General features: G+C 73.9%; 23 protein-coding genes. 16 read left to right on the top strand and 7 right to left on the bottom strand.

Annotation, left to right across the window (positions count from 1 at the left end; translation table 11 throughout):
- The first annotated feature begins 31 nt into the window (after positions 1–31).
- The 6 genes from PUR71_RS18380 (at position 32) to PUR71_RS18355 (ending at position 8158) form a co-directional block, all read left to right on the top strand.
- Entirely contained in the window at positions 32–682 is a 651-nt protein-coding gene (locus PUR71_RS18380; RefSeq protein WP_329928090.1) for a PadR family transcriptional regulator, read from the top strand.
- A gap of 157 nt (positions 683–839) precedes the next feature.
- Positions 840–1613 carry an ABC transporter ATP-binding protein gene (locus tag PUR71_RS18375; protein WP_329928089.1) on the top strand — a complete coding sequence of 258 codons (774 nt, stop codon included), beginning with the start codon at positions 840–842 and terminating at the stop codon, positions 1611–1613.
- Positions 1610–4483 (top strand): FtsX-like permease family protein, encoded by a 2874-nt coding sequence (locus PUR71_RS18370; RefSeq protein ID WP_329928088.1) that lies wholly within the window; start codon positions 1610–1612, stop codon positions 4481–4483. Before PUR71_RS18375 ends, PUR71_RS18370 begins: the two co-directional genes overlap by 4 nt.
- Before the next feature lie 144 nt (positions 4484–4627).
- A complete protein-coding gene (locus tag PUR71_RS18365; protein WP_329928087.1) occupies positions 4628–6031 on the top strand; it encodes a dipeptidase in 1404 nt (467 codons plus the stop codon).
- Positions 6032–6144: 113 nt separating this feature from the next.
- Entirely contained in the window at positions 6145–7086 is a 942-nt protein-coding gene (nudC, locus tag PUR71_RS18360) for an NAD(+) diphosphatase (protein ID WP_329928086.1), read from the top strand.
- A 232-nt stretch (positions 7087–7318) separates the two neighbouring features.
- Entirely contained in the window at positions 7319–8158 is an 840-nt protein-coding gene (locus tag PUR71_RS18355) for a GntR family transcriptional regulator (RefSeq protein WP_329928085.1), read from the top strand.
- 38 nt (positions 8159–8196) lie between these two features.
- Here PUR71_RS18355 and PUR71_RS18350 read toward each other — a convergent pair whose 3' ends face one another.
- The gene (locus PUR71_RS18350; protein WP_329928084.1) at positions 8197–8454 is read right to left on the bottom strand and encodes a mycoredoxin; all 258 of its coding nucleotides are present in this window, start codon (positions 8452–8454) and stop codon (positions 8197–8199) included.
- A 280-nt stretch (positions 8455–8734) separates the two neighbouring features.
- On the opposite strand from PUR71_RS18350, the gene PUR71_RS18345 reads away from it, so the two are divergent.
- The 4 genes from PUR71_RS18345 to PUR71_RS41320 all read left to right on the top strand — a co-directional run bounded on the left by PUR71_RS18345 (position 8735) and on the right by PUR71_RS41320 (position 12574).
- Positions 8735–10900 carry an ATP-dependent DNA helicase UvrD2 gene (locus tag PUR71_RS18345; protein WP_329928160.1) on the top strand — a complete coding sequence of 722 codons (2166 nt, stop codon included), beginning with the start codon at positions 8735–8737 and terminating at the stop codon, positions 10898–10900.
- Positions 10901–11181: 281 nt separating this feature from the next.
- Positions 11182–11649 carry a hypothetical protein gene (locus PUR71_RS18340; protein WP_329928083.1) on the top strand — a complete coding sequence of 156 codons (468 nt, stop codon included), beginning with the start codon at positions 11182–11184 and terminating at the stop codon, positions 11647–11649.
- 164 nt (positions 11650–11813) lie between these two features.
- On the top strand, positions 11814–12182 hold the full coding sequence (locus tag PUR71_RS18335) for a WhiB family transcriptional regulator (protein ID WP_380438270.1): 369 nt from the start codon (positions 11814–11816) through the stop codon (positions 12180–12182).
- A gap of 149 nt (positions 12183–12331) precedes the next feature.
- A complete protein-coding gene (locus PUR71_RS41320) occupies positions 12332–12574 on the top strand; it encodes a hypothetical protein (RefSeq protein WP_443077482.1) in 243 nt (80 codons plus the stop codon).
- A 167-nt stretch (positions 12575–12741) separates the two neighbouring features.
- Here PUR71_RS41320 and PUR71_RS18325 read toward each other — a convergent pair whose 3' ends face one another.
- On the bottom strand, positions 12742–14106 hold the full coding sequence (locus PUR71_RS18325; RefSeq protein ID WP_329928081.1) for an ABC1 kinase family protein: 1365 nt from the start codon (positions 14104–14106) through the stop codon (positions 12742–12744).
- Positions 14107–14353: 247 nt separating this feature from the next.
- Complete coding sequence (locus PUR71_RS18320; RefSeq protein ID WP_329928080.1) at positions 14354–15076, bottom strand: TetR/AcrR family transcriptional regulator; 723 nt, start codon at positions 15074–15076, stop codon at positions 14354–14356.
- A 146-nt stretch (positions 15077–15222) separates the two neighbouring features.
- Between PUR71_RS18320 and PUR71_RS18315 the strand changes: the two genes are divergently transcribed.
- A complete protein-coding gene (locus PUR71_RS18315) occupies positions 15223–16773 on the top strand; it encodes an MFS transporter (protein ID WP_329928079.1) in 1551 nt (516 codons plus the stop codon).
- A gap of 199 nt (positions 16774–16972) precedes the next feature.
- Here PUR71_RS18315 and PUR71_RS18310 read toward each other — a convergent pair whose 3' ends face one another.
- Positions 16973–18058 (bottom strand): TOMM precursor leader peptide-binding protein, encoded by a 1086-nt coding sequence (locus PUR71_RS18310; RefSeq protein WP_329928078.1) that lies wholly within the window; start codon positions 18056–18058, stop codon positions 16973–16975.
- A 324-nt stretch (positions 18059–18382) separates the two neighbouring features.
- Here PUR71_RS18310 and PUR71_RS18305 point away from each other — a divergent pair, with 324 nt between their 5' ends.
- Positions 18383–19048, top strand: a complete 666-nt coding sequence (locus PUR71_RS18305; protein WP_329928077.1) for a M48 metallopeptidase family protein — start codon at positions 18383–18385, stop codon at positions 19046–19048.
- A 169-nt stretch (positions 19049–19217) separates the two neighbouring features.
- Here PUR71_RS18305 and PUR71_RS18300 read toward each other — a convergent pair whose 3' ends face one another.
- Positions 19218–19805: an NUDIX hydrolase gene (locus tag PUR71_RS18300; protein ID WP_329928076.1), complete on the bottom strand. Its 588-nt coding sequence runs from the start codon at positions 19803–19805 to the stop codon at positions 19218–19220.
- Positions 19802–21376, bottom strand: coding sequence for a zinc-dependent metalloprotease (locus PUR71_RS18295; protein ID WP_329928075.1), 1575 nt, complete (start codon positions 21374–21376; stop codon positions 19802–19804). Before PUR71_RS18295 ends, PUR71_RS18300 begins: the two co-directional genes overlap by 4 nt.
- 199 nt (positions 21377–21575) lie before the next feature.
- Between PUR71_RS18295 and PUR71_RS18290 the strand changes: the two genes are divergently transcribed.
- The 4 genes from PUR71_RS18290 to PUR71_RS18275 all read left to right on the top strand — a co-directional run bounded on the left by PUR71_RS18290 (position 21576) and on the right by PUR71_RS18275 (position 24890).
- A complete protein-coding gene (locus PUR71_RS18290; RefSeq protein WP_443077474.1) occupies positions 21576–22724 on the top strand; it encodes an NAD-dependent epimerase/dehydratase family protein in 1149 nt (382 codons plus the stop codon).
- A 188-nt stretch (positions 22725–22912) separates the two neighbouring features.
- Positions 22913–23353: a molybdenum cofactor biosynthesis protein MoaE gene (locus tag PUR71_RS18285; protein WP_329928073.1), complete on the top strand. Its 441-nt coding sequence runs from the start codon at positions 22913–22915 to the stop codon at positions 23351–23353.
- Between the two features lie 187 nt (positions 23354–23540).
- Positions 23541–23732: a hypothetical protein gene (locus PUR71_RS18280; RefSeq protein ID WP_329928072.1), complete on the top strand. Its 192-nt coding sequence runs from the start codon at positions 23541–23543 to the stop codon at positions 23730–23732.
- A gap of 42 nt (positions 23733–23774) precedes the next feature.
- Positions 23775–24890 (top strand): YlbL family protein, encoded by a 1116-nt coding sequence (locus tag PUR71_RS18275; RefSeq protein WP_329928071.1) that lies wholly within the window; start codon positions 23775–23777, stop codon positions 24888–24890.
- Positions 24891–24923: 33 nt separating this feature from the next.
- On the opposite strand, the gene PUR71_RS18270 is transcribed toward PUR71_RS18275, so the two are convergent.
- Positions 24924–25502 carry a PPA1309 family protein gene (locus PUR71_RS18270; protein ID WP_329928070.1) on the bottom strand — a complete coding sequence of 193 codons (579 nt, stop codon included), beginning with the start codon at positions 25500–25502 and terminating at the stop codon, positions 24924–24926.
- Positions 25503–25539: the final 37 nt, after the last annotated feature.

Here is a 25539-nt window from a genome sequence, read left to right as displayed (position 1 = left end):
CGGACGGGCATACCGGGTATACATACCGAGTATGTCCATCCGTCACGGTCTGCTCGCCCTGCTCGACCAGGGCCCGCGCTACGGCTACCAGCTGCGCACCGACTTCGAGGCGCGCACCGGCGCCACCTGGCCGCTCAACGTCGGGCAGGTCTACACCACGCTCGCCCGCCTGGAGCGCGACGGCCTGGTCGAACCCGCGGGGGAGGACGACGAGGGCCACCAGTTCTACGCCGTCACCGAGGCCGGCCGGGCCGAGCTGCGCGCCTGGTTCGACACCCCCGTGCCGCGCACCAACCCGCCGCGCGACGAACTCGCGATCAAGCTCGCGATGGCCGTCACCGTGCCCGGGGTGGACGTCGGCGCCGTCGTCCAGGGCCAGCGCCGGCACAGCATCAAGGCGCTCCAGGACTACACCCGGCTCAAGGGCAGGGCCCTGGCCGGCGAGTCCCGGCCCGCGGGCGGCGCCGCGCCCGCCACGGAGGGCAGCGACCTCGCCTGGCTGCTCGTCCTCGAACAGCTGATCTTCCAGACCGAGGCGGAGATCCGCTGGCTCGACCACTGCGAGACCCGCCTCGCCCAGCAGGCCGAGCTCCAGCAGACCCGGGCCGCCGAGGCCGCCGGGGCCGCCGGCCAGGAGCCCGCCCGGACGTTCCGTCCCGGCCGGCGCCGCGCGCGGTCCTAGCGCCGTGGCCGGACGGGTCCGCCGTGTCGCGGCCCCCGGCACGGCACCGGCGCCGCGAGCGCCCGCACGGCCCCCGGCCCCGCCCGGGGCCCCACCGACGTCACCGATCCACCGGCCCGGCCGAGACCGGGCCCACGAACCAGCAAGAGGGGGGACCGTGTCCTACACAGACCCGACCAGTACCGGCGTCCGGCCCGTCCTGCACCTGGACGGCATCAGCCGGGTGCACGGCCAGGGCGCTGCCGAGGTGCACGCCCTGCGCCAGATCGACCTGCGGGTGAACCCGGGGGAGTTCGTCGCCGTCATGGGCCCGTCCGGCTCCGGCAAGTCGACCCTGCTCACCCTCGCCGGCGGCCTCGACACCCCGACCAGCGGCCAGGTCCTCGTCGAGGGCGTCGCCCTCGGCGGCCTGAGCCGCAAGCGCCTCGCCGAGGTCCGCCGCCGCTCCGTCGGCTACGTCTTCCAGGACTACAACCTGATCCCGGCCCTCACCGCGGCCGAGAACATCTCCCTCCCGCGCGAACTGGACGGCCTGTCCGCCCGCGCCGCCCGGCGCGAGGCCCTCGCCGCCCTGGAGGAGCTCGGCATCCCCGAGCTCGCCGACCGCTTCCCCGACGACATGTCCGGCGGCCAGCAGCAGCGCGTCGCCATCGCCCGCGCCCTCATCGGCGACCGCCGCCTCGTCCTCGCCGACGAGCCCACCGGCGCCCTCGACTCCACCACCGGCGAGGCCGTCCTCGCCGTCCTGCGCGCCCGCTGCGACGCCGGCGCCGCCGCCATGATGGTCACCCACGAGGCCCGCCACGCCGCCTGGGCCGACCGCGTCGTCTTCCTGCGCGACGGCCGCATGGTCGACGAGAGCATCAGCCAGGACGCCGGCAGCCTGCTCGTCAGCGCCGCCACCAACGCCAAGCGCCAGGGGGAGGAGTGACGTTCAGCTCCTGGCGGGTCGCCCTGCGCATAGCCCGCCGCGACGCCCTGCGCGCCAAGGGCCGCAGCGCCCTCGTGGTCGCCATGGTCGCCCTGCCCGTCCTCGGCGTCACCGGCGCCGACGTCGTCTTCCGCAGCGCCCAACTCAGCCCCGCCGAACGCGCCGTGCGCGTCATGGGCCACTCCGACGCCGAACTGCACCTCGCCGAACGCGGTGAGACGATCAAGCAGGCCCCCGACCCCGGTGACGGCATCACGTTCGCCTCCGCCGACACCAAGGACCCCACCCCCGAGGAGCGGCGCAGCCGCGACACCGACCCCGGCACGCTCATCCGCCAGCTCCTGCCCGCCGGGGCCACCTTCGTACCCGAGCGGCACGGCCCCTTCACCGCCACCACGAGCGCCCAGGGCCTCATCTCCGCCGACACCGTCGAAGCCGACCTCACCGACCCCGTCTGGCGCGGCAAGATCGACCTGGTCGGGGGCCGCGCACCGAGCGCCCCCCACGAGATCGCCGTCACCCGCACCTTCCTCGACCGTTCCCACCTCGCGCTCGGCGCCACCACCGCCGTCCGCGGCCTCGACACCACCCCCTTCACCATCACCGGCGTCGTCGAGTACCCCGGCGAGCTCAGCGCCACCACCCTCGTCGCCCGCCCCGGAGAGCTCGTCGACCCGCTCGCCAAGCTCCAGAGCACCGACGGCGGCGAACCGCCGCGCGGACTCGACCACTGGCTCGTCACGATGCCCCCCGGCACCACCCTCGACTGGCCCAAGGTCACCGAACTCAACAAGTACGGCTTCACCGCCACCTCGCGGGCCGTCCTCACCAACCCGCCGCCGCGCGCCGCCGTCCCCTACTACACCGAACAGGAAAACGGCCGCTCCACCCCCCTCCTCGACCGCACCGCCGTCGTCATGCTCGCCACCGTCGTCGGCATGGCCCTCCTGGAGATCGTGCTCCTCGCGGGCCCGGCCTTCGCCGTCGGGGCCAGGCGCTCCCGGCGGCAGCTGGGCCTGCTCGCCGCCGGCGGCGGTGACCGCTCCCAGATCCGCGCCGTCGTCCTCGGCGGCGGCGTCGTCCTCGGCACCGCCGGCGCCGTCACCGGCCTCGCCCTCGGCGCCGGCCTCGTCCTCCTGCTGCGCACCCGCGCCGAGGAGTACGCCGGCCAGCGCTTCGGCCACTTCGCCCTCAACCCGCTCGACCTCACCGGCGTCCTGCTCATCGGCCTGGTCACCGGCCTGCTCGCGGCCATCGTCCCGGCCGTCCAGGCCGCCCGCCAGGACGTCGTCTCCGCGCTCACCGGCCGTGACTCGCTCAAGCCGCCCAGCCGCTGGCTCGCCCTGCTCGGCCTCGCCATGGTCGGCGGCGGCGCCGCCCTCGCCATCTTCGGCACCGCGGCCAACCTCGCCAACCGCAGCGTCACCGTCCTCGGCGGCTCGATGATCGCCGAACTCGGCATGGTCGCCCTCGTGCCCTACCTCGTCGGCCTCTTCGGCCGCATCGGCCGCCGGCTGCCGCTCGGCCCCCGCCTCGCCCTGCGCGACTCGGTGCGCCACCGCGGCCGCACCGCACCCGCCGTCGCCGCCGTCATGGCCGCCGTCGCCGGAGCCGTCGCCGTGTCCGTCTACGCCGCCAGCAGCGACGAGCAGAACCGCCGCGACTACGTGGCCTCCGCCCCCGCCGGCGCCGTCATCCTCGGCACCGGATGGGGCCCCGCCTCCGACGGCTCCCTCCTGCCCCAGATGCGCGCCGCCGTCGAGTCCAGCATCCCCGACCTCGGCCGCCGCGCCGACGTCAAGAAGCTCACCTACCCCGCCAACTGCGTGGACGGGCGCGGCACGTGCGGCTGGATCACGCCCCTCCTGCCCCCGCAACTGCGCTGCCCCCTGGACGAGGACGACGGCAGCCTGCCCGCCGACGAGGTCCAGCGACTGCACCGCGAGGACAAGCGCTGCCAGTACACCGACAGCCGCCGCGGATCCGCCATCTACGGCTCCCTCGGCGCCGGCGACGCCACCATGCTGCGCAACCTGCACGGCGTCACCGACCCGGCAGCCGTCCAGGCCCTCGCCGACGGCAAGGCCGTCGTCTTCGACCCGCGTTACGTCAAGGACGGCAAACTCGTCCTGCGGGCCAACGACCCCGCCCCGCCGCTCCCCAGCGCCGGCGTCAGCTCGGCCCCGTACCACCCGTCGGCGGAGGAGGAACGCAAGCGCCGGCACGACATCACCGTCGACGCCTACCTCGCCACCTCATCCGTGAAGACCGCAACCGCCGTCTTCAGCCCCGACGCCGCCCGGCGCCTCGGCCTCGGCGCCGTCGACGCCGGCTCCGCCTGGCTGCCCGACAGCCCGCCCGGCGACGGCGCCGAACAGAAGGCCGCCGGCGCCATCGGCAAGCTCGCCGACCACACCGAGTTCTCCGTCGAACGCGGCTACCAGCCCAAGGGCGACCTCATCAGCCTCGGCCTGTCCGGCTTCGCCGCCCTCGTCGCCCTCGGCGCCGCCGGCATCGCCACCGGACTCGCCGCCGCCGACTCCCAGCGCGACCTCACCACCCTCGCCGCCGTCGGCGCCACACCCCGGATCCGGCGCACGCTCTCCGGCTTCCAGTGCGGTGTCATCGCGGCGATGGGCGCCCTCCTCGGCATCGTCTGCGGAGCCGTTCCCGCCGTCGCCCTGCGCAAGGTCCTCGGCGCCGTCGTGCCCTACCCCGGCATCAGCCCCGAGGAGATGGCCAACCGGTCCCTCGTGGTCGTCCCGTGGGGCAACATCGCCCTCCTCGTGATCGGCCTGCCGATCATCGCCGTCGTCCTCGCCACACTGCTCACCCGCTCGCGCATCACCCTGCTGCGCCGTACCGGCTGAGCCGGCCCCACCCGGCCGTCCCCCGGCCCCACCCCCGCCCGCCGCGCCACGGCGGGCGGGGGTGACGGAGGTTACAGCCCCCTTCGGGCCCGGCAGCCGGACGGCCGGGGCGTACACCCGCACGGGCGAACTACAGTCGTCGGTATGACGAGAACCCCGGACAGCGCCGTCCGCTCCTACATCGACCAGCACCGGTCCGCCTTCCTGGCCGACCTCTCCGACTGGCTGCGCATCCCCTCGGTCTCCGCCGACCCGGCCCGCGCCGGCGACGTGCGGCGCTCCGCCGAGTGGCTGGCCGCCAAGCTGCGCGAGACCGGCTTCCCGGTGGCGGAGGTCTGGGAGACGGACGGCCTGCCGGCGGTGTTCGCCGAGTGGCCCTCCGGCGACTCGTCCGCCCCGACCGTCCTGGTCTACGGGCACCACGACGTCCAGCCGGCGGCCAAGGAGGACGGCTGGGACACCGAACCGTTCGAGCCGACCGTCGTCGACGGGCGGATGTACGCGCGCGGCGCGGCCGACGACAAGGGCCAGGTGTTCTTCCACACCCTCGGCGTGCGGGCCCACCTGGCCGCCACCGGGCGCACCGCGCCGGCCGTCAACCTCAAGCTGCTGATCGAGGGCGAGGAGGAGTCCGGTTCGCCGCACTTCCCCGCCCTGGTCCGGCGCGAGGCCGGGCGGCTGGCCGCCGACGTGGTGATCATCTCGGACACCGGCATGTGGTCGCGGAGCACGCCGACCGTCTGCACCGGCATGCGCGGCCTGGCCGACGCCCAGATCGACCTGTACGGGCCGGACACCGACATCCACTCCGGCTCCTTCGGCGGCGCCGTCCCCAACCCGGCGCAGGTCGCGGCCGAGCTGGCCGCCGCCCTGCACGACGGCGACCGGCGGGTGGCGGTGCCCGGCTTCTACGACGGCGTGATCGAGCTGACCGAGCGCGAGCGCGCGCTGTTCGCCGAGCTGCCCTTCGACGAGGAGCAGTGGCTGGCGGTCGCCAAGTCCTCCGGCACGCGCGGCGAGGCCGGCTACTCCACCCTGGAGCGGATCTGGGCCCGTCCGACCGCCGAGGTCAACGGCATCTGGGGCGGCTACACCGGTCCGGGCGGCAAGACCATCGTCCCGGCGTCGGCGCACCTCAAGCTCTCCTTCCGGCTGGTCGCCGGGCAGGAGGTGGAGAAGGTCCGCGAGGCCGTGCGCGCGTGGGTGGCCGAGCAGGTGCCCGCCGGCATCCGCTACGAGCTGGTCTTCCCCGGCGCCACCCGGCCCTGCCTGACGCCGCTGGACCACCCGGCGCTGCAGTCCACCGTCCGCGCGATGGGCCGCGCGTTCGAGCAGAAGATCCTCTTCACCCGCGAGGGCGGCTCCGGCCCCGCCGCCGACCTTCAGGACGTGCTCGGCGCGCCGGTGCTCTTCCTCGGCATCTCGGTGCCCTCGGACGGCTGGCACTCGGTCAACGAGAAGGTCGAACTCGACCTGCTGGCCAAGGGCGTGGAGACCGCCGCCTACCTGTGGGGCGACCTGGCCGAGAACTTCCGGCCCGGCGCGTGAGCGCGCGCGGCGGGACGGGCGCATGAGCGGGCCCGGGCCCACCGGGCCCGTCCCGGCAGTCAGATCACTCATCCGGATGATTCACCTGATGCACCACGTGGGGATGGAACGACGTGAGCACCGTGCCTGAGACCGAACGCCCCCCGCACCTGGCACTGGCCCGGGCCGGAGTGGACCGGGCGGCCGAGCACCGGTTCGACGAGCCCTGGCTCGCCGCCGCCTGGAGCCACCCGAACACCCGGGTGCTGCCGATCGCCGGAGGCGAGGCCTTCGTCGTCGACACCGCCGAGGGCACCGAGCTGGTCCTGCTGGCCTCCTTCGAAGCCCCGCAGACCGGCGACCGGTACTTCCTCGGCACCGACGAGGACGGCGTCTCCTACTTCGCGCTGGCCGGCGAGAGCCTGCCCGGGCGCCTGGACGGCGACGCCCGTCCGGCCGGGCTGCGCGAGGTCGGCGCGCTGCTGTCCGACCGCGACGCCGGGCTGCTGGTGCACGCCGTCGCCCTGGAGCACTGGCACCGCCTGCACAGCTTCTGCTCGCGCTGCGGCCACCCGACCGAGAAGGCCGGCGCCGGCCACGTGCGGCGCTGCACCTCGTGCGCGGCCGAGCACTACCCGCGCACCGACCCCGCGGTGATCATGGTGATCACCGACGAGCAGGACCGCTGCCTGCTCGGCCGCCAGGCACTGTGGCCCGAGGGCCGCTGGTCCACCCTGGCCGGCTTCGTCGAGCCGGGCGAGTCGATCGAGCAGGCCGTCGCCCGCGAGGTCCACGAGGAGGCCGGCGTGCGGGTCGGCGAGGTGCAGTACGTCGCCAGCCAGCCCTGGCCGTTCCCGTCCAGCCTGATGCTCGGCTTCACCGGCAAGGCGCTGCCCGGCGGCACCGCGATCACCGTGGACGGCGAGGAACTCGCCGAGGCGCGCTGGTTCTCGCGCGAGGAGCTGCGGGCCGGCATGGAGGCGGGGGAGATCCTCCCGCCCTCCGGGATCTCGATCGCCCGCCACCTCGTCGAACTCTGGTACGGCGAACCGCTGCCGTCCGCGGCGCGCTGGTAATCCGCTCCCGGAAGGCTCCGGAAAGTCCCGGAAAAGGGGGCGTGCGACACATGCCGCACGCCCCCTTTTCCGATTCCGATCCCTTCCGGAATCCACACCCTCCGGATGTTCGTGACCGGACGGGCCCTGCCTGACCGGGCCGCCCGCCGCCCGGCGCGCGCCGCCGACCCGCGCGGACGACATTGCCGGAAACGGCTGAAACCGCGTCACCCCGCTCGCTACATTCACTCGGGTGACAATCCCCCGGGGCACCGCCCAATCCCCCAAATACCAGCGCCTCGCCGCCGACCTGCGCCGCCGCATCGCCGAGGGCGAGTTCACCGCCGACGCCGCCCTCCCGGTCGAGAGCGAACTGGAACGCCAGTACGGAGTCGCCCGCAACACCGTCCGCCTCGCCGTCGACGTCCTCGTCAACGAAGGCCGGCTCGTCCGCCTCCAGGGCAAGGGCACCTACCTGCGCGAACACCCCGTCCTCGACCACCGCGCCTACGGCCCCGCGCTGCCCCCCGCCCCGCGCGACTGCCTCGCCGTCCCCACCTCCGTCTACCTCGGCGAGGCCGCCGACGCCGGACGCGAACTCGGCACCGACTTCGAGATGATGATCGTCCGCGCCCGCGTCGACATCGCCGAACGCCTCGGACTGCGCCCCGGCGAGGCCATCGTCGTGCGCCGCCAGCTGCGCACGCTGGACCGCGAGCCGTACTCGATCGAGGAGAGCCACTACCGGGCCGGACTCGCCGCGGGCACCCCGCTGATGGAGCCGGACGCCGTCGAGGGCGGGGACGAGGCCGTCCTCGCGGCCCTCGGGCGCACCGAGATCGGCGCCGTCGACCACCTCGTGGCCCGGATGCCGGGACCGGAGGAGGCCCAGTGGTTCCAGGGCGGCCCCGGCGTGCCGCTCATGGTGCAGACCCGCGTCACCTACGACCGGCGCGGGCCGGTGCGGGTCATCGAGACCCGCTACTCGGCCGACCGCTGCCGGCTCGTCTACGGCGTCGGCGACCTCGGCGCGCGCACCACGCTGCCCGCGCCCTCGGTGCCCGTCGACCAGGCCCCGGCCGACGCGCCCTGAGGCGCCCCGGGCCGGGGCCACGGCCCGACGGGACCGGATCAGGCCGCGAGGGCCTTCTTGACCTGCAGCAGGCTCGGGTTGGTCATGACCACCCGCTCGCCGCCGCCGGCCGGCGTCACCAGGACCGTCGGGACCGTCTGGTTGCCGTTGTTCACCGACTCGACGAAGGACGCCGACGCCGGGTCCTCCTCGATGTTGATCTCGGTGTAGCCGATGCCTTCACGGTCCAGCTGGCTCTTGAGTCGGTTGCAGTACCCACACCAGGTCGTGCTGTACATCGTCACGGTGCCGGACATCGAGGGGGCTCCTTCGGGAGGGGACGGACGGTCTCTGGTCTCCGGACGCAACGTCCGACGGACGGCGGGCATTCCGGCCGCCGCGTGCCGGAGTAGCCGCTGCGTGCCGCAGAGGCAGAGCGATCATCCTGCGATCACACCGGGCCTGTGGACAACCCGGCCCCGGTTGTCCCACCGGGCTGAGAGGATGGAACGCATGCAGGAAGACCTCTTGAGCGGCGGCCCCGGCGACCTCTGGACCGACCCCGCGGCCGCGGCCCGCGACGCCGGCCCCGACGCCGTGCTCGCCGGCCTCGACCCCGAACAGCGCGCCGTCGCCACCGCCCTGCACGGGCCCGTCTGCGTCCTGGCCGGCGCCGGCACGGGCAAGACCCGCGCCATCACCCACCGCATCGCCTACGGCGTGCGCAGCGGCGTCTACCAGCCCCAGCAGGTCCTCGCCGTCACCTTCACCGCCCGCGCCGCCGGCGAGATGCGCGGACGCCTGCGCCAGCTCGGCGCCGACGGCGTCCAGGCCCGCACCTTCCACGCCGCCGCCCTGCGCCAGCTCCAGTACTTCTGGCCCCGCGCCGTCGGAGGCCCCGTCCCGCAGCTGCTCGAACGCAAGATCCAGCTCGTCGCCGAATCCGCCGGCCGCTGCGGCCTGCGCGTCCAGCGGACCGAACTGCGCGACCTCACCGCCGAGATCGAATGGGCCAAGGTCACCCAGATCGGCCCCGACGACTACCCCGCCGCCGTCCAGAAGTCCGGCCGCGACGCCCCCCGGGACCCCGCCGAGACCGCCCAGGTCTACCGCGTCTACGAGGAGGCCAAGAGCCGCCGCGGCGTCATCGACTTCGAGGACGTCCTCCTGCTCACCGCCGCCATCCTGGAGGACCGCCCCGACATCGCCGACCAGGTCCGCTCCCAGTACCGGCACTTCACCGTCGACGAGTACCAGGACGTCTCCCCGCTCCAGCAACGCCTCCTCGACCAGTGGACCGGCCCCGGCGGCGGCGCCAGCCTCTGCGTCGTCGGCGACGCCAGCCAGACCATCTACTCCTTCACCGGCGCCACCCCGGACTACCTGCTGAACTTCCGCAGCCGCCACCCCGAGGCCACCGTCGTCAAGCTCGTGCGCGACTACCGCTCCACCCCCCAGGTCGTCCACCTCGCCAACGGACTGCTCTCCCAGGCCCGCGGCGAGGCCGCCCGCCACCGCCTCGAACTCGTCTCCCAGCGCGAGGCCGGCCCCGAACCCGGCTACACCGAGTACGAGGACGAGCCCACCGAGGCCGAGACCACCGCCCGCCGCATCAAGGACCTCCTCGCCACCGGCGTCCGCGCCAGCGAGGTCGCCGTCCTCTTCCGCACCAACGGCCAGTCCGAGGTCTACGAACAGGCCCTCGCCGACCTCGGCGTCCCCTACCAGCTCAAGGGCGCCGAGCGGTTCTTCGAACGCCCCGAGGTCCGCGACGCCGGCGTCCTGCTGCGCGGCGCCGCCCGCGCCGCCGCCGACCCCCTCACCGACGGTGCCGACCTCGCCGGCCAGGTCCGCGCCGTCCTCGCCAGCCGCGGCTTCACCCCCGAACCCCCGGCCGGCTCCGGCGCCGTCCGCGACCGCTGGGAGTCCCTCGCCGCCCTCGTCCGCCTCGCCGCGGAGTTCGAGCGCACCCGCACCGCCGCCGGACAGCAGACCGACCTCGCCGCCTACGTCGCCGAACTCGACGCCCGCGCCGCCGCCCAGCACGCCCCCGCCGTCGAGGGCGTCACCCTCGCCTCGCTGCACGCCGCCAAGGGCCTCGAATGGGACGCCGTCTACCTCGTCGGCCTCACCGAGGGCACCCTGCCGATCATCTACGCCAAGACCGACGAACAGGTCGAGGAGGAGCGCCGCCTCCTCTACGTCGGCGTCACCCGCGCCCGCAAGCACCTCTCCCTGTCCTGGGCCCTCTCCCGCTCCCCGGGTGGCCGCGCCAGCCGCAAGCCCACCCGCTTCCTCGACGGGCTGCGGCCCGGCTCCACCGCCCCCGGCACGCGCACCGGTGCGAAGGGCGGGCGCGGGGGCGTGGAGTTCGGCGAGCGCGCCGCCGGCCGGAAGGTCCGCGGACCGGTCAAGTGCCGCGTCTGCGAGCGCGTCCTGACCGACGCCGTCGAGCGCAAGCTCCGCCGCTGCGAGAGCTGCCCCTCCACCATGGACGAGGCGCTGTACGAGCGGCTGCGCGAGTGGCGCGCCCGGCAGGCCAAGAAGCAGGGCGCCCCCGCCTACGTCGTGTTCACCGACGCGACGCTCATGGCGATCGCCGAGGACGTCCCCGCCAGCCGCCGGGAACTGGCCCAGATCTCCGGGGTCGGCGCCATGAAGCTGGACAAGTACGGGGCAGCCGTGCTCTCGTTGTGTGCGGGGGAGGAGCCCGAGGAGGAACCGGACGGCGTCGAGGACGACGGTCCGGTCGAACCGGCGTGAGCCGGTCCGGGCGTGGTCACGGGGACTGCTCAGGGGACTCCCGCGGGGCATCGGAACGCGCCGTCCGGCGCGACGCGGAACGCGACGCGAAAACCGCCGTGAAAAATAGTTTGCGCGGCGTACCGGGAGCGCAATAGCCTGCCGGAGCGGTCAAGGGGACGCGAACGCACGGGGTGACGCCTGTGCCGAGTTCCCGCGCCCAAAGCTTCACCGAGACAGACATCCGAACATCGGAGCAGGGGAAACCCCGCTCCGCGAGACGCCGAGAGGAGGCGAAGACAGTGGGAAACATCATGATCACCAAAATGACTGGCCAGACCGTTGTCGCTGCCTCCCTGCGTGATGCCCTCCTGGGGGCGCCCGCAGAGCTCGGTGGAACCGGTCTGGGTCTCGACACCACCGGTGTCTCCGTCATCCCCGCCGCCACTGTCAGTGGTCTCGGACACACTGATCTGTGCGTCACGGGCGGTCGGGGCAGCGAAGGCACCTCCGTCGAGACCGGTCTGTCCCGCGACTGGGCGTCGTTCGGCACGCCGCGCTCCGAGCGCGACGAGCGACCGACCCAGGCACCGAAGGCGGTCGTAGCCGCGGCCATGCATGGCGGCTATGCGCAGGTCATCGGTGCCGGAAACGCCCAGAAGCAGAACGAGCAGCTGATCAACAAGCAGGCCGAGGCCGCCTTCATCGGCGCCACGGCCATCCGGATGCGGGCCTTCCGCGGGCCTGAACCCTGGAGAGAACGAACCTGAAACCTCAGGTCGGCACCTCCAGGGCCGCGGAACCCGTACACCGGGATCCGCGGCCCTTCTGTTTTGTCCGGTACGCACGACCACCCAGGCCCCCCGGGGCCTCCGGCCCAGCCCCACCAGTCCGCCGGGCCGGAACCACTGAGAAGACGAGGAAGACGCAGACAGTGTCCACGGTCATCACACCGCCCACCCCGTCCGTACCGCCGACAAGCCAGATCACCAAGGCCGACCAGGCCGACCCCCCGGAGGTTCTTTCCATGCAGCTCAGCTCGATCGAGCAGGCCGAGGCACTCGGTCTCCCCATCCCCTGCCGCGCCTTCGACCCCGAGGTCTTCTTCGCCGAGACGCCCGCCGACGTCGAGTACGCGAAGTCCCTCTGCGGCACCTGCCCGGTCAAGGAGGCCTGCCTGGCCGGCGCCCTCGAGCGCCGCGAGCCCTGGGGCGTCTGGGGTGGCGAGCTCTTCGTCCAGGGCGTCGTCGTGGCCCGCAAGCGGCCCCGCGGCCGCCCGCGCAAGACCGAGGTCATGGCGTGAGCCCCGACCTCGGAGCCGGAGCCGTCCGCCGGGGAGAGCAGCCCCCGCTGGAGAGTTCCCTCCGCCGCTCCGTACGGATCGCCGCCGCCAAGGCCGACGCCGCCCGCACCAACCCCTTCCCGACAACGCACCACGAGCAGGACCACCACATGACCGCCACCACCGACCCCGCCGTCCGCGCCGACCAGGCCAACGAACTCCAGATCCAGAACAGGACCCTCGAAATGCAACTCCTCCACGAATCCCTGGCCCGCGCCCATATGCAAGAGCGACTGCACGAGGCCGAGCACCAACGGCTCGTCCACCGCGTCGCCCGGGCGCGCAAGCTCAAGCAGCGGGCCGAGCGTGCCTCGCTGCGAGCCCGCAAGGCCCTCGCCGTCGCCCTGATGTAGTCCGCGGCGCCGCCGTTCGGCGGGCGCGCCTCGTCGCCGTGCACGGACACGCGCGCGTAGGCGCGCCCGGACCGGCACCGGACAAAACGTCAGACCCCGTCGCACCGCAGGCCGCTCCCCGTACCCGGGGGAGCGGCCTGCGGTCGTTCTGCTGCTTGATCGGCCTGTCAGTCGTCCTTGCGGGGCCGCCCGCCGGCCAGCCCCTGCTCGGCGAACTCCGGCAGCCACTCCAGCATCTCCGCCCGGAACGGCGCCTTCGCCCCCAGCTGGCACAGCACCCCGATCGTGCTCAACGTCACCCGGTGGATCAGCAGGTACGACGGCGGCAGGTTCAGCTGCTTGCCCAGGTTGTAGGCCGGCGACCGCGGATCCGCGATCCGCGCCGCCTGCGCCCGCATCCACGCCCGCGTGAAGTGGAACGAATCCACCGCCGCCGGCTCGATGATCGGCACCAAGTAGTCCAGCACCGCGTCCGGATCCAGCTCGATCGAGGGCTTCACGAAACCCTCCTCCCGCAGCATCTCCAGCACGCCCGCCGCGTCACCGGCCAACGCCATCCGCAGCGACGCCCCGATCGGCGCCGGCAACCCACCCGGCACCCGGTCCACCGTGCCGAAGTCCAGCACCCCCAGCCGCCACCCCGACACCGGACCGTCGTCCTTCAACAACCGGAAGTTGCCCGGATGCGGATCCGCGTGCAGCAAACCCGTCCGCGCCGGACCCGCGAACAGGAACCGGGCCAGCAACCGACCCGCGCGGTCCCGCTCCTCCTGGCTCCCGCCCGCGATCACCTCCGCCAGCGGCGTGCCGTCCATCCACTCCGTCACCAGCACCTGATCCGCCTGCGCCACCACGTCCGGCACCACGATGTCCGGATCGCCGGCGAACTCCTCGGCGTGCCGGCGCTGCGCCTGCGCCTCCAGCTCGTAGTCGAGCTCCTCGGAGACCCGCTCGCGCAGCTCGGCGATCAGCGGCTTGATGTCCAGCCCCGGGATCAGCGGGCCCAGCAGCCAGGCGACGCGGCCGAGTTGCGACAGGTCCGCGAGCAGCGCGTCGCCCGCGCCCGGGTACTGCACCTTGACGGCGACCCGGCGGCCGTCGTGCCAGACCGCCCGGTGCACCTGGCCGATCGAGGCGGCTGCGGCCGGCTGGTCGTCGAACTCCCGGAACAGCTCGCGCCAGTTGGTCCCGAGGCGCTCGGCGAGCGCGGCGTGCACCTTGCCGGCGGGCATCGGGGGAGCGGCGTCCTGCAGCTTGGTGAGCGCCGCCCGGTACGGGCCGGCGACCTCCTCGGGCAGCGCGGCCTCGAAGACGGACAGCACCTGCCCGAACTTCATGGCCCCGCCCTTGAGTTCGCCGAGCACCTTGAACAGCTGGTCGGCGGTGGCCTGTTGCAGCTCGGCCGTCACCACCTCGGCGGACCGGCCGCCGATCCGCCTGCCCAGGCCGAGCGTGGCGCGGCCGGCTATCCCCAGGGGCAGGGCGGCAAGCCGCGCCGTGCGGGTCACTGCCTTGCGCGGAAGATCGCTCACCGGGCCTCCATCCCACACACCCCCGGCCACCCGGTACCGGACGGCCGACCATCACTACGCCATTGTGCCCGTTCGCCGCCCCGCGCCGGCCCGCATTTCCCGCAGGCGTGAGCGGCGGATCGGTGTCGGAACGGTGACGTGCCGGCGGCGGGGCAGGGATGGGGCAGGGCGGGGGACGGACGGTTCGGGATGGGCAGGACGGGTCGGCGGCGGGTCGGGGGAGGCGCAGAGGAGAAGCAGGGACGGATCAGCGGGGCAGGCGCAGGGCCAGGCCGTCCAGGACGACCTCCAGGCCGTATCCGAACTTGTCGTCGCGCGTGGCCACCGGATCGACTTCGGCGGCGGCCGTCGTGTAGGCGCCGGAGAGGTGCTCGAAGCCGCTGGCCGCCTCCTGGGCGGCGGGCATCAGCCGGGCGATGAACTCGGCCTCCGTCTGGCCGGACCGGGCCACCGTGGTCAGCCAGGCCGACTCCGCGGTGCTCATGCCGATCGTGTAGGCGACCAGGGTGTCGATGGCCCGGCTCGGCTCGGGGAAGCCGGCGGCGGTGAAGAACACGGTCAGCTGCTCGGCGAAGGACATCAGGTTGGGGCCCAGGTAGGCGAGGCCCGCCTGGCCGAGGACGGACGACAGCCAGGGGTGGCGCAGCACCGTCGTGCGGAAGGTCTGGGCGGCCTCGGTGGCCGCGGCGCGCCAATCGGGATCGTCGGCGGGCGGGAGGACGATCTCGCCGAAGACCTCGTCGACCGCGAGCTCCATGAGCTCGTCCTTGGTCGCGACGTGGCGGTAGAGGGAGGTCGCGCCGGCGTTCAGGCGGGCGGCGAGCTTGCGCATGCTCAGTGCGTCGATGCCCTCGGCGTCGAGCATCGCGATCGCCTCGCGGACGATCACGTCCTGGCTGAGCGAGGGCTGGTCGGGCTCGCGCTGACGGCGGGCCCATACGGACGGGATCGGGTTCGTGCTGGCGACCATAGGCGTTCCCTTCTGCGTACACCGTTCGCACTCAGCGTACAGGACGCGCTTGTTGCGCACACTGTTCCGGTGTGCGTACAGTGTGCGCAGCGACGGAACGCAGTGCGCACCGAAGGAACGGTGTGCGCATGGAGAGGGGAGATCTCATGCAAGCCCGTAATCCGCACCGCTGGTGGATCCTGATCGTGCTGTGCCTGAGCTCGCTGGTCCTGGTGATCGACAGCATGGCGCTGACCGTGGCCGTGCCCTCGATGACGGCGGACCTCGGCGCGAGTGCCCAGGACACCCAGTGGATCCTCGACTCCTACGTCCTGGTCTTCGCCGGGCTGCTGCTGACCTCCGGCAGCCTCGGCGACCGCTTCGGCCGGCGAAAGATCATGATCATCGGGCTGCTGCTCTTCGGGGCGGCGTCCCTGGCCGCGACCTTCTGCACGAACCCCGGCGAGGTGATCGCCTCCCGCGTCGCGATGGGGGTGGGCGGCGCGCTGATCATGCCGTCGACGCTGTCGATCCTCATCACCGTCTTCGACGAGGGGGAGCGCGGCAAGGCCATGGCGGCCTGGGGGTCGGTGGCGATGCTCGGGCTGGTCGGCAGTCCTGTCCTCGGCGGCGTGCTGATCGACCACTTCTCGTGGCACTCGATCTTCTTCCTCAACGTTCCGGTCGTCGCCCTCGCGATCCTGGCCGGTGTCGTGCTGATGCCGGAGTCCAAGGGGCCGTGGCAGAAGCCGGACCCGCTCGGCGCGGTGCTGTCCGCGGTCGGTATGACCGCGCTGATCTGGTGGATCATCGAGATCCCGCAGCACGGCGCCTTCGGCGGCCGGTCGCTGGTCACCCTGGGCGTGGCGGTGGCGGCGCTCGCCGGGTTCGTGGTCTGGGAGAACGTCACCGACGCGCCGATGGTGCCGCTGGTCCTCTTCGGGCACCGCGACTTCAGCGGCGGTTCGCTCTCCCTGACGCTGGTCCAGATCGGCAACGGCGGGCTGCTGCTGGTGCTCACCCAGTACCTGCAGTTCGTGCTGGGCTACTCGCCGGTCAAGGCGGGGCTCGCGTTCATGCCGCTCGCCGTCGCCGCGCTGATCGGCAACGGGGCCGGGGCCAAGATCGCCGCGAAGACCGGAAACCGCCTCCTGATCCTCGCCGGGATGTTCGCGATGGCCGCCGCCTTCGGGCTGCTGGCCACCGTCTCGGCCGACGGAGGCTTCACCGTCCCGGCGGTCGCGCTCGGTCTGCTCGGGCTCGGGGCCGGTCTGGCCATGCCGGCCGCGGTGGGGGCGCTGATGGGCACCATCCCGGCGGAGAAGGCGGGCGTCGGTTCGGCGCTCAACGACACCATCCAGCAGGCCGGCACCGCGCTCGGCATCGCGATCCTCGGGTCGCTGCTGTCGAGCGGCTTCGCGAGCCGGATGCCGACGGGGCTGCCGGACGAGGCGAAGCACTCGATCGCCGGGGCGCTGGCGGCCGCGAAGGGCGACGCCGGGCTCGTGCACACCGCTCGGGAGGCGTTCACGAGTGCCATGTCGACCACCTTCACGATCAGCGCGATCGGGGTGCTCGCGGCGGCGCTGGTGGCCACGTTGGTGATGCGAGGCCGCCCAGTGGGGGCGGAGACGGTCGCCGAGGCCCCGGCGGCGGAGCAGGGATCGGCGGCCGATGCGGTCGCCGGGCGGGCGGAGGATGCGGAGCTCGCTGCCTGAGAGGGCGTAGCCGAGGCGTCCAACACCGAGAAGGCCGGTGCCCCTTGGGGGTACCGGCCTTCGGTGCTGGGCGCGAGAAGTCGGCGGGGCCGACTGCTCGGCGCTCCATCTACTCCCTGCTCGTTCCCCCTGTTCTCTCCCCTGGGGCCCCTCCCCCCCGCCCCCACCCCTCCCCACCCACCACCCGCCTCCCGGCGTCCTACCTCGGTGGCAGCGGCTGCCACAGGCAGCCGCAGTCCGGGTGGCCCCTCAGGCGCATCCGGCGCGGCATGCCATCGGTGGCCGAGAACTCGCACCACCCGTTCACGCTCGGCGGCCGGCCGCCGTCGAGCAGTACCTGGACGTGGAGGGCCGCCAGGCCCGCCACGGCGGTGGCCAGCGCGGTGTCGCAGGCCGGGGTGCGCGCACGCCCCGGTCCTCCGTCCGCGAGCTGGGCCAGCACCCGTGGCCACGCCGCGTCCTCGTCCTCCCTCCGCAGCACCAGGCAGTGCCCGCAGGCCGACACCCCCGGCACCACGAGGGGCCCGACCACCCCGAACTCCTCCACCACCCCCACGTAGAGATGCGGCACCCCGGCCCGCAGCAGCTGCCGCGCCTCGTACGCCCCGCCGGCGAACGCCCCGCTCCCGTCCCGCGGTGCGAGCACCACGAGATCGGGCGGCTCGTCCGCGGCCCGCCGCGGCACGGGGGCCGGACGCCGGCCCGAGGCCCGTTGGACCGCCTCCTTCGCCGCCGTCATGCGCAGCCGCCCGACCTCGGACGGTGGCACTCCCGCGGGGGAGCAGTCGCCGGGCTGGACGCGGCCGCCGTCCCTCACCGTGACGGCCCCCGCCCCGCCCGCCGCGAGCACCGCCGCCACGGCGGCCCCCACCCGCCCCGCGCCGCGGACCTCGATCCGGGTGTCCGCCCGCCGGGCGAGCACCGCCGGTGCGGCACCCGGGCCGGAGTGGACCAGCGAGAGCGAGGCGAAGTCCGGCCCGAGCAGGTCCCGGTGCGGCTGCGGGAAGCGGGCGAGCGCGGCCTCGGCCGCCTCCGCGTCGTCGAGGAGCCCGGCCTCCTCCAGCTCGGCGAGCAGCGCCTCGGCCGGTTCGCGGCCGAGCCCGGCCTTCTCGCCGGCCGCCAGCAGCGCGGGGCGGTCCCGGGTGCCGTCGAGCAGGGCCAGGAAGTCGCAGAGAGTCTTGTCGGCGTGCTCGACCCTCCCCGCGTAGCGGCTGATCGTCCCGAACTGCAGGGTCTCGGTGTCGCGCCAGCTGCGGGAGAGGGCGGGTTTGAGGGCGAGGCGCACGGCGGTCTCCTTTCCGATCGTTTTCGGACGGCTGACGGCAGCTTGCCCGATCGGGGGGACATCGTGCGTTGAGTTATCCACAGGCTCTGGCCCATGATCACATGATCGGTTCGCGAGCCCTGTGGATAACTGGACATCCGCCCCGGCGTCGGTTTCCGGACACCCCGTGTCGGCCTTTCGTTCCCGATCACTCCACGAAAGATTTCGGCCATGGCAGCGGACTTCTGTCAGTGGTAGCGGGTAACGTCGTGTGCCATGGCAGCCGAGCGGGACTCCCATCCACCGGCGTCGCGTGGGCGTGCCCGTGCAGTGTCCGGGTCGCAAGTGGCGGCGCCGAGCACGCGCGGGCGCCCGGACCAGCAGCCGAAATCGGCGCAGCCGCAGCACCAGCCGCAGCACCAGCCGTCCCCGCCCAAGCCGGGGGAGTCGCACGACCGCACGCGCGTCGAGGTGCGCCGTAGCGCCCGCCGCAGCCGCACCGTCTCGGCCTACCGCGAGGGCGACCGCACCGTCGTCCTGATCCCGGCGCGGATGTCGCACGCCGAGGAGCAGCGGTGGGTCGCGCAGATGCTGGAGAAGCTGGCCGCGCAGGAGAGCCGCCGGATCCCGGGGGACGACGCGCTGGAGGCGCGGGCCCGCGAGCTGTCGGCCGCGTACCTGGACGGCCGGGCGAAGCCGACCCAGGTCCGCTGGGTCACGAACCAGAATTCGCGGTGGGGCTCGTGCACGCCGGCGGAGGGGACGATCCGGCTCTCGCACCGCCTTCAGGGCATGCCGGAGTACGTGCTCGACTACGTGCTGCTGCACGAGCTGGCGCACCTGCTGGTGCCGGATCACGGGCCGGGGTTCTGGGCGCTGCTGGAGGCCTATCCCCGGACGGAGCGGGCGCGCGGGTACCTGGAGGGAGTGGTGTCGGCCGCGCGGCTGCCGCACATCCCGGGGGCTCGCAGCGCGGACCCGCAGTCCGATCCGGCGCGTTCCTGCGGCTGAGCAGTCCGGCCGGGACGGCAGTGAAGGGCGGGGCAGGGGAAGCGGGGGCAGGGGAAGCGGAGGAGCGAAAGCGGGCGGGAGGGCCCTGTCGGGCCGCGTGATCGAACGGGGGAGCGACGGAAGGGGGCGTGGGCCACATCGGCCCACGCCCCCTTCCGGTTGTCGCACTTCAGCTCGTGAGCCGCCTCGCCCGTGCGACGAGGTCGCGCACGGAGTGGTCGGTCAGCTCGGGCAGGCCGTCGTAGTCGAACCAGCGCAGGTCGAGCGACTCCTCGCTGATCAGTGCCTGCGCGCCGGCCGGGGCCAGCGCGATGTACTGGACGTCCAGGTGGGTGTTCTCCGGCCGGTCCTTGCCGGCGCAGCGGACCTGGTGCCGGTCGAGCTTGGCCGGGGCGGGCCGGCCGTCGACCGCGAGCAGGGTGAGGTCCGGGATGCCGGACTCCTCGACGGCCTCGCGCAGCGCGGCCGACGCGAGGTCGGCGTCACCCGGCTCGCAGTGGCCGCCCATCTGCAGCCACAGGCCGACCTTGGGGTGCAGGGTGAGCAGCACCCGCCCGGCCGCCGGGTCGACGACCGCGGCGCTCGCGGTGATGTGGGCGGGCAGGCAGGAGCGGTACAGGCCCTCGGGCTGCGCGTCCAGGTGTTCCAGGTAGTCCAGCCGCAGCTGCTCCTGATCCTGTCCGGCGGGCTGCCACCGGGTCAGGGTGCCGACGGCGTCCGCGTGCAGGGCGGACGCCCGCGGGTCGGTGGCGGTCATGCGGTGGGCTCGCCCTTTCCGTCGGTGCCGTCCTGCTCGGTGCCGTCCTGCTCGGGCCGGTCCTGCCGGGGGGCGTCCTTCTTCGGGGCGTCGCCCTTGGTCAGGTCGGTGGTGCCGCCGGCCGCGGCCTCGCCGAGGAGCTTGTCGAACGCGTCGAAGTCGATGCCGCCCTCCGGGTCGCCGGCCGTGCCGCGGTGCACGAAGGCGTCCGGGTCGTCGAGGTCGGCGGCGGTGGGCAGCATGTCGGGGTGCTCCCAGAGGGCGTCGCGGCCCTCGACGCCGCGCGCGTCGGCGAGCAGCGCCCAGAGCCGGGCGGCGTCGCGCAGGCGGCGGGGGCGCAGTTCCAGGCCGACGAGGGTGGCGAAGGTCTGCTCGGCGGGGCCGCCGGCGGCGCGGCGGCGGCGGACGGTTTCGCGCAGGGCGCCGGCCTGGGGCAGGTGGGGCTCGGCCGCGGTGTGGACGACGGCGTCGACCCAGCCCTCGACGAGGGCGAGGGCGGTTTCCAGGCGGGCGAGGGCGGCCTTCTGCTCGGGGGTGTCCTCGGGCTGGAGGAGGCCGCCGGCGAGTGCCTCCTGGAGCGCCTCGGGATTGGTGGGGTCGAGCTGCCCGACGAGTTCCTCCATGCGGGAGGTGTCGACCTTGATGCCGCGCGCGTAGGCCTCGACGGCGCCCAGGAGGTGGGCGCGCAGCCACGGCACGTGGGCGAAGAGGCGCTGGTGGGCGGCTTCGCGCAGGGCGAGGTAGAGGCGGACCTCCTCGGCGGGCACGCTGAGGCCCTCGCCGAACTCGGCGACGTTCTGCGGCAGCAGGGCGGCCTTGCCGGCGGGGGCGAGCGGCAGACCGACGTCGGTGGAGCCGACGACCTCGGCGGCGAGGGCGCCGAGGGCCTGGCCGATCTGGGTGCCGAACATGGCGCCGCCCATCGAGCGCATCATGCCCATGAGGGGGCCGGCCACGGCCTGCATCTCCTCGGGCAGGACGCCGCCCATGGCGGTGCCGACGCGTTCGGCGACGGGGTCGACGAGGTCCTTCCAGACCGGGAGGGTGGCCTCGATCCACTCGGCGCGGCTCCAGGCGACGGCGGTGCCGGCACCGGAGGGGAACTCGGTGGCGCCGTCGAGCCAGAGGTCGGCGAGCCGGACGGCCTCGGCGACGGCGGACTGCTCGGCGGCGCTGACCGAGCGGTCCTTGCTCTTGCCCTCGGCGGGCTCGGCGACGACGCTCTGGCGGGCGATGTTCTTGGCGAGGTCCCAGTTCACCGGGCCGCCCTCGAAGGAGAGCATCTGCCCGAGCTGCTGGAACGCGGCGCCGAGGTCGTTGGGGTTGAGGCCGCCGAACATCGCGGCGAACGGGTTGTCGCCCGCGCCGGGGGCGCCCGGGCCCCCGGGGGCGCCGGACATCCCGAACAGCGCGCCGAAGGGGTTGCCGGCGCCGAAGCCGAAGGGCTGGGGGCCGCTCTGGTCGGCGCCCTGCGGGCCCTGGTCCTTCTTCTTCTGCTCGTCGTCGGGCTTGGCCTTGCCGTCCTCGGGCTCCTCGGGCGGAACGCCGAATCCGAAGGGAAGGTCGCTCACGGGGTCCTCGATCCGGTCGGCCGTCATACGGGTGTGGCGGGAAAGTCTGCGGGCCCGGGACGGCGGCGGAGTGGGGGCTCGCGAGCGGCTCCCGCGCGGCGGGCCCGCGCCGGGTGCACCGCGGGGCCTTCGCCTCGGGCAGGATGGACGTACGTGACACACGTACGTACGCACATAAGCTAACCGTGGAGGATGGCCGGTGAGTTCCCCGCCTTCGGACGTTCGCTCTGGGCTGACCGGAGGAGAGGACGCCCCGGACACCACGGCGTCGCCGCCTCCAGCCTACGGCGGACGGCCGCTCGTCGTGGCCGTCACGGGGGCCGCGGGAGTGCTCGGCGAGCGGGTCGCGGCCCGCCTGGTGGCCTCCCCGCACGTGAAGAAGGTCCTCGCGGTGGACGACCGGCGCGGCGACGTGCCGGGCGTGCAGTGGCGGGTGCTGGACGTGCGGGACCCGGCGGTCGCCGAGCGCCTGGCCGGGGTCGACGTGGTGGTGCACCTGGCGATGGACTTCGGCATGGAGTCCGATCCGCGGGCCCGCAGCGCCTACAACGTGCGCGGCGCGCAGACGGTGCTGACCGCCGCGGCGGCGGCCGGGGTGCACCGGGTGGTGCTGTGCACGTCGGCGATGGTCTACGGCGCGCTGGCCGACAACGAGGTGCCGCTGGCCGAGGACTCCGAGCTGCGGGCGACGGAGGAGGCCTCGCTGGTCGGGGACCTCCTGGAGATCGAGCGCCTGGCCCGGCGGGCGCCGCGCGCCCACCCCGGGCTGCAGGTGACGGTGCTGCGCCCGGCGGTCGTGGTGGGCCCCGGCGTGGACACGGTGCTGACCCGGCACTTCGAGGCGCCCCGGCTGCTGGTGGTGGCCGGTTCGCGGCCGTGCTGGCAGTTCTGCCACGTGGAAGACCTGGCGACGGCGCTGGAGTACGCGGCGCTCGGCCTGGTCGAGGGCGAGGTGACGGTCGGCTGCGACGGCTGGCTGGAGCAGGAGGACGTTGAGCGGCTGTCCGGGATCCGCCGGATGGAGCTGCCGGCCTCGCTGGCGCTCGGCACCGCGGCCCGGCTGCACCGCCTGGGACTGACGCCGGCGCCGGCCGGAGACCTGGCCTACACGATGTACCCGTGGGTGGTGTCCGGCAGCCGGCTGCACGAGGCGGGCTGGCGCCCGGCCTGGACGAACGAGCAGGTGCTGGCGGAGTTGCTGGCGCAGGTGGCGGGCAAGCACGCGGTGGCCGGGCGGCGCCTGGGCGGCAAGGAGGCGGCGACCAGCCTGGGCGCGGCCGGGGCGACGGTGGCGCTGGTGGGCACGGCGGCCCTGGTGCGGCGGGCGCGCAAGCGGCGCCGCTTCTGACAGGGGCGCCCGGCCGGAGCGGGGCTTCAGGGCGCCTGGCCGGAGCGGGGGGTTCCGGACCGCCCGGCCGGAGCAGGGCTTCAGGACGCACGGCTGGCCGCGCCCTGACTTCTCACGATGCGAAATTCCCGGATCGTGATGCGGAAGCCCCTTGCCCGGGGCCACCCGGGATGGGCAATCATGGGGTCATGTCCGAGAACCACGACCCCATCCGCCTGCTCGCCGTCCGCGACACCCCGCTCTCCCTGGACGAGGTGTACGAGGCGGTGGGCGACGACGCGGCCGGCGGCACGACCGTCTTCGTCGGGACGGTCCGTGACCACGACGGCGGCAAGTCGGTGGCCGCGCTGGAGTACAGCTGCCACCCCACGGCCGAGCAGGAGATGCGCCGCATCGCCGAGAAGATCGTCGCGGACTTCCCGGTCCGCGCGCTCGCCGCGGTGCACCGCATCGGCCGGCTGGAGATCACCGACAAGGCCGTGATCGTCGCGGTCTCCTGCGCCCACCGCGGCGAGGCCTTCGCCGCCGCGCGCCGGCTGATCGACGACCTCAAGCACGAGGTGCCGATCTGGAAGCACCAGGTCTTCGCCGACGGCGAGGAGGAGTGGGTCGGCGCCGGCGGCTGCTGAACCCGCACGTTCCCAGCGCACCGGGCGTCAGGCGCGCCGCGGCCTCACCCGAACGGGTCCGGACGCCCGCGCCGGATACTCCCCGGCAGTGAGCCGATCGGCGCTCCCGTAACCCGGACGGCGGTGATCGCGTTGTCCGCCGGAGTGGTTAATCTGCTCATAGACACGACGAGCTGGGAGTACTGACATGGGTGCGCTCGCCTGGTTGATCATTCCGGTTGCCGCCGTCCTCCTCGCCGCCGCGTGGGCGGCCTGGGCCCAGCGGGCTCCGAAGGCCACGGGGGACCCGGCCTCACTCGCCGAACACCGGCGGTTCATGGCCGCGATGGAACGCACGACCGCCGGCAGCGCCGGTTCCGGGGAGCGTTCCGGCCGGTAGCCCGGGGGGCACCGGTTCACCCGCGTCCCGTACTGTCGTGGCATGCCACGCCGCTCCGCGACGATGCTCGCCGCCACCCTGCTGCTCATAGCGCTGCTCTGCGTCTCGGTGCTGATGAAGGTGCCGTACACGGAGATGAGCCCGGGGCCGACGTACAACACGCTCGGCCAGCAGGGGGGCAAGCCGGTGATCACCATCACCGGGCACGACTCGTACCCGACGACCGGGCACCTGAACATGACGACCGTGCAGGTCACCGGGGCCAAGTACGAGCCAAGCCTGGTGAACGCGGTGGTCGGGTGGCTGCGCGACGACGTGATGGTGGTGCCGCACGACAACGTCTACCCCAAGGGGCAGTCGGACGCGGACGCGAAGAAGCAGAACGCCGAGGAGTTCGCCTCCTCCGAGGACAGCGCCCGCACCGCGGCGCTCAAGCAGCTGGGCATCCCGGTCGGCAACGACCTGATCGTCAAGACGGTCACCGCCGGGGCTCCCGCCGAGGGCCGGCTGCACGCGGGCGACCAGATCGTCGCGGTCGACGGCACCGCGGTGACGACGACGGACCAGGTGGCCGCGGGCGTCACCAAGCACAAGCCGGGCGAGTCGGTGGTCTTCACCGTCGTCCCGCGCCTCAAGGACACCTCGGGCAACGGCGCCGCGGACCCGGCGGCCCGCACCGACGTCACCGTCCCGACCGTGGCGGCCAAGGACCTCGACCCGAAGGCCCCGGCCGAGCGCGCCGGCCTCGCGGTGGTCGGCATCGGCACCGGGATCCGGCACACCTACCCGTTCCAGATCGACATCGGCCTGCAGGACGTGGGCGGGCCGAGCGCCGGGCTGATGTTCTCGCTCGGCATCATCGACAAGCTGACCCCGGGCGGCGACCTCACCGGCGGCAGGTTCGTCGCGGGCACCGGCACCATCGACGACGACGGCAAGGTCGGGCCGATCGGCGGCATATCCATGAAGATCATCGCCGCCCGCGACGCCGGCGCCGAGTACTTCCTCACCCCGTCGGGGAACTGCGCCGAGGCGGGCAAGAACGTCCCGTCCGGCCTGACCCTGGTCAAGACGGACACGCTGGACGGCGCGCTGAAGTCGCTGGAGCAGATCCGCTCCGGCCAGACCTCCGCGCTGCCGTCCTGCGCCGTGAAGTAGGGGCCCGCCGGGCAGCAGGGCCCCGGAGGGCGGCTACGCGAAGGTCGCCAGCAGGGCCTCGGTCAGGCCCGGCACCAGGTCGGGGCCGGTCAGCACCTCGCGCGCGGTGTCCTTGGAGCGCAGCCGCAGCGCGATCTCCTTCTTGCCGTCGCGCAGCACGGCGGCGGTGATCCGCACCTCCTCGCGCTTGGGGTGGTTGGCCACCCACTCGGCGAGCTGGGCGTCGCTGGCGTTGCGCGGGCGGCTCTGCTCGGCGCCCGGCGGCAGCATGAGGCGCTCGACGACCAGGGCGCAGCCGGCGACGGCGTCGGGCCAGGCGATGGTGCCGAGGAACTTGTCGAGGGGGGTGCCGGCCGGGATCTCGTCCTGTTCGACGGGGGTGAGGCCGGCCGCGTCGTCGTCGGTGAGGCCGAGCTGCTTGGCGACCCGGGGGTCGGCCTTGCGCAGGGCGCCGGAGTCGACGAGGGCGAAGAGGCGGGCGGGCAGGTCCCAGCCGAGGGTGGCGGCGTACTCGTCGATCTCCAGGGCGGCGCGGGTGAGGGGGGTGGCCGCGGGGAGGGTGGAGACGTCGTCGGGGGAGTCGGGCTGGGGCGTGGCGGTGGCGTCGGACATGTCTCAATCCTCACACGCCGGGTGGGGCGTGCCGCGC

This window comes from Streptomyces sp. SP17BM10, assembly GCF_036322405.1.
Lineage (GTDB): Bacteria > Actinomycetota > Actinomycetes > Streptomycetales > Streptomycetaceae > Kitasatospora.
Note: the sequence above shows the minus strand (reverse complement) of the source record. Positions and strands in the feature narration are given on the sequence as shown.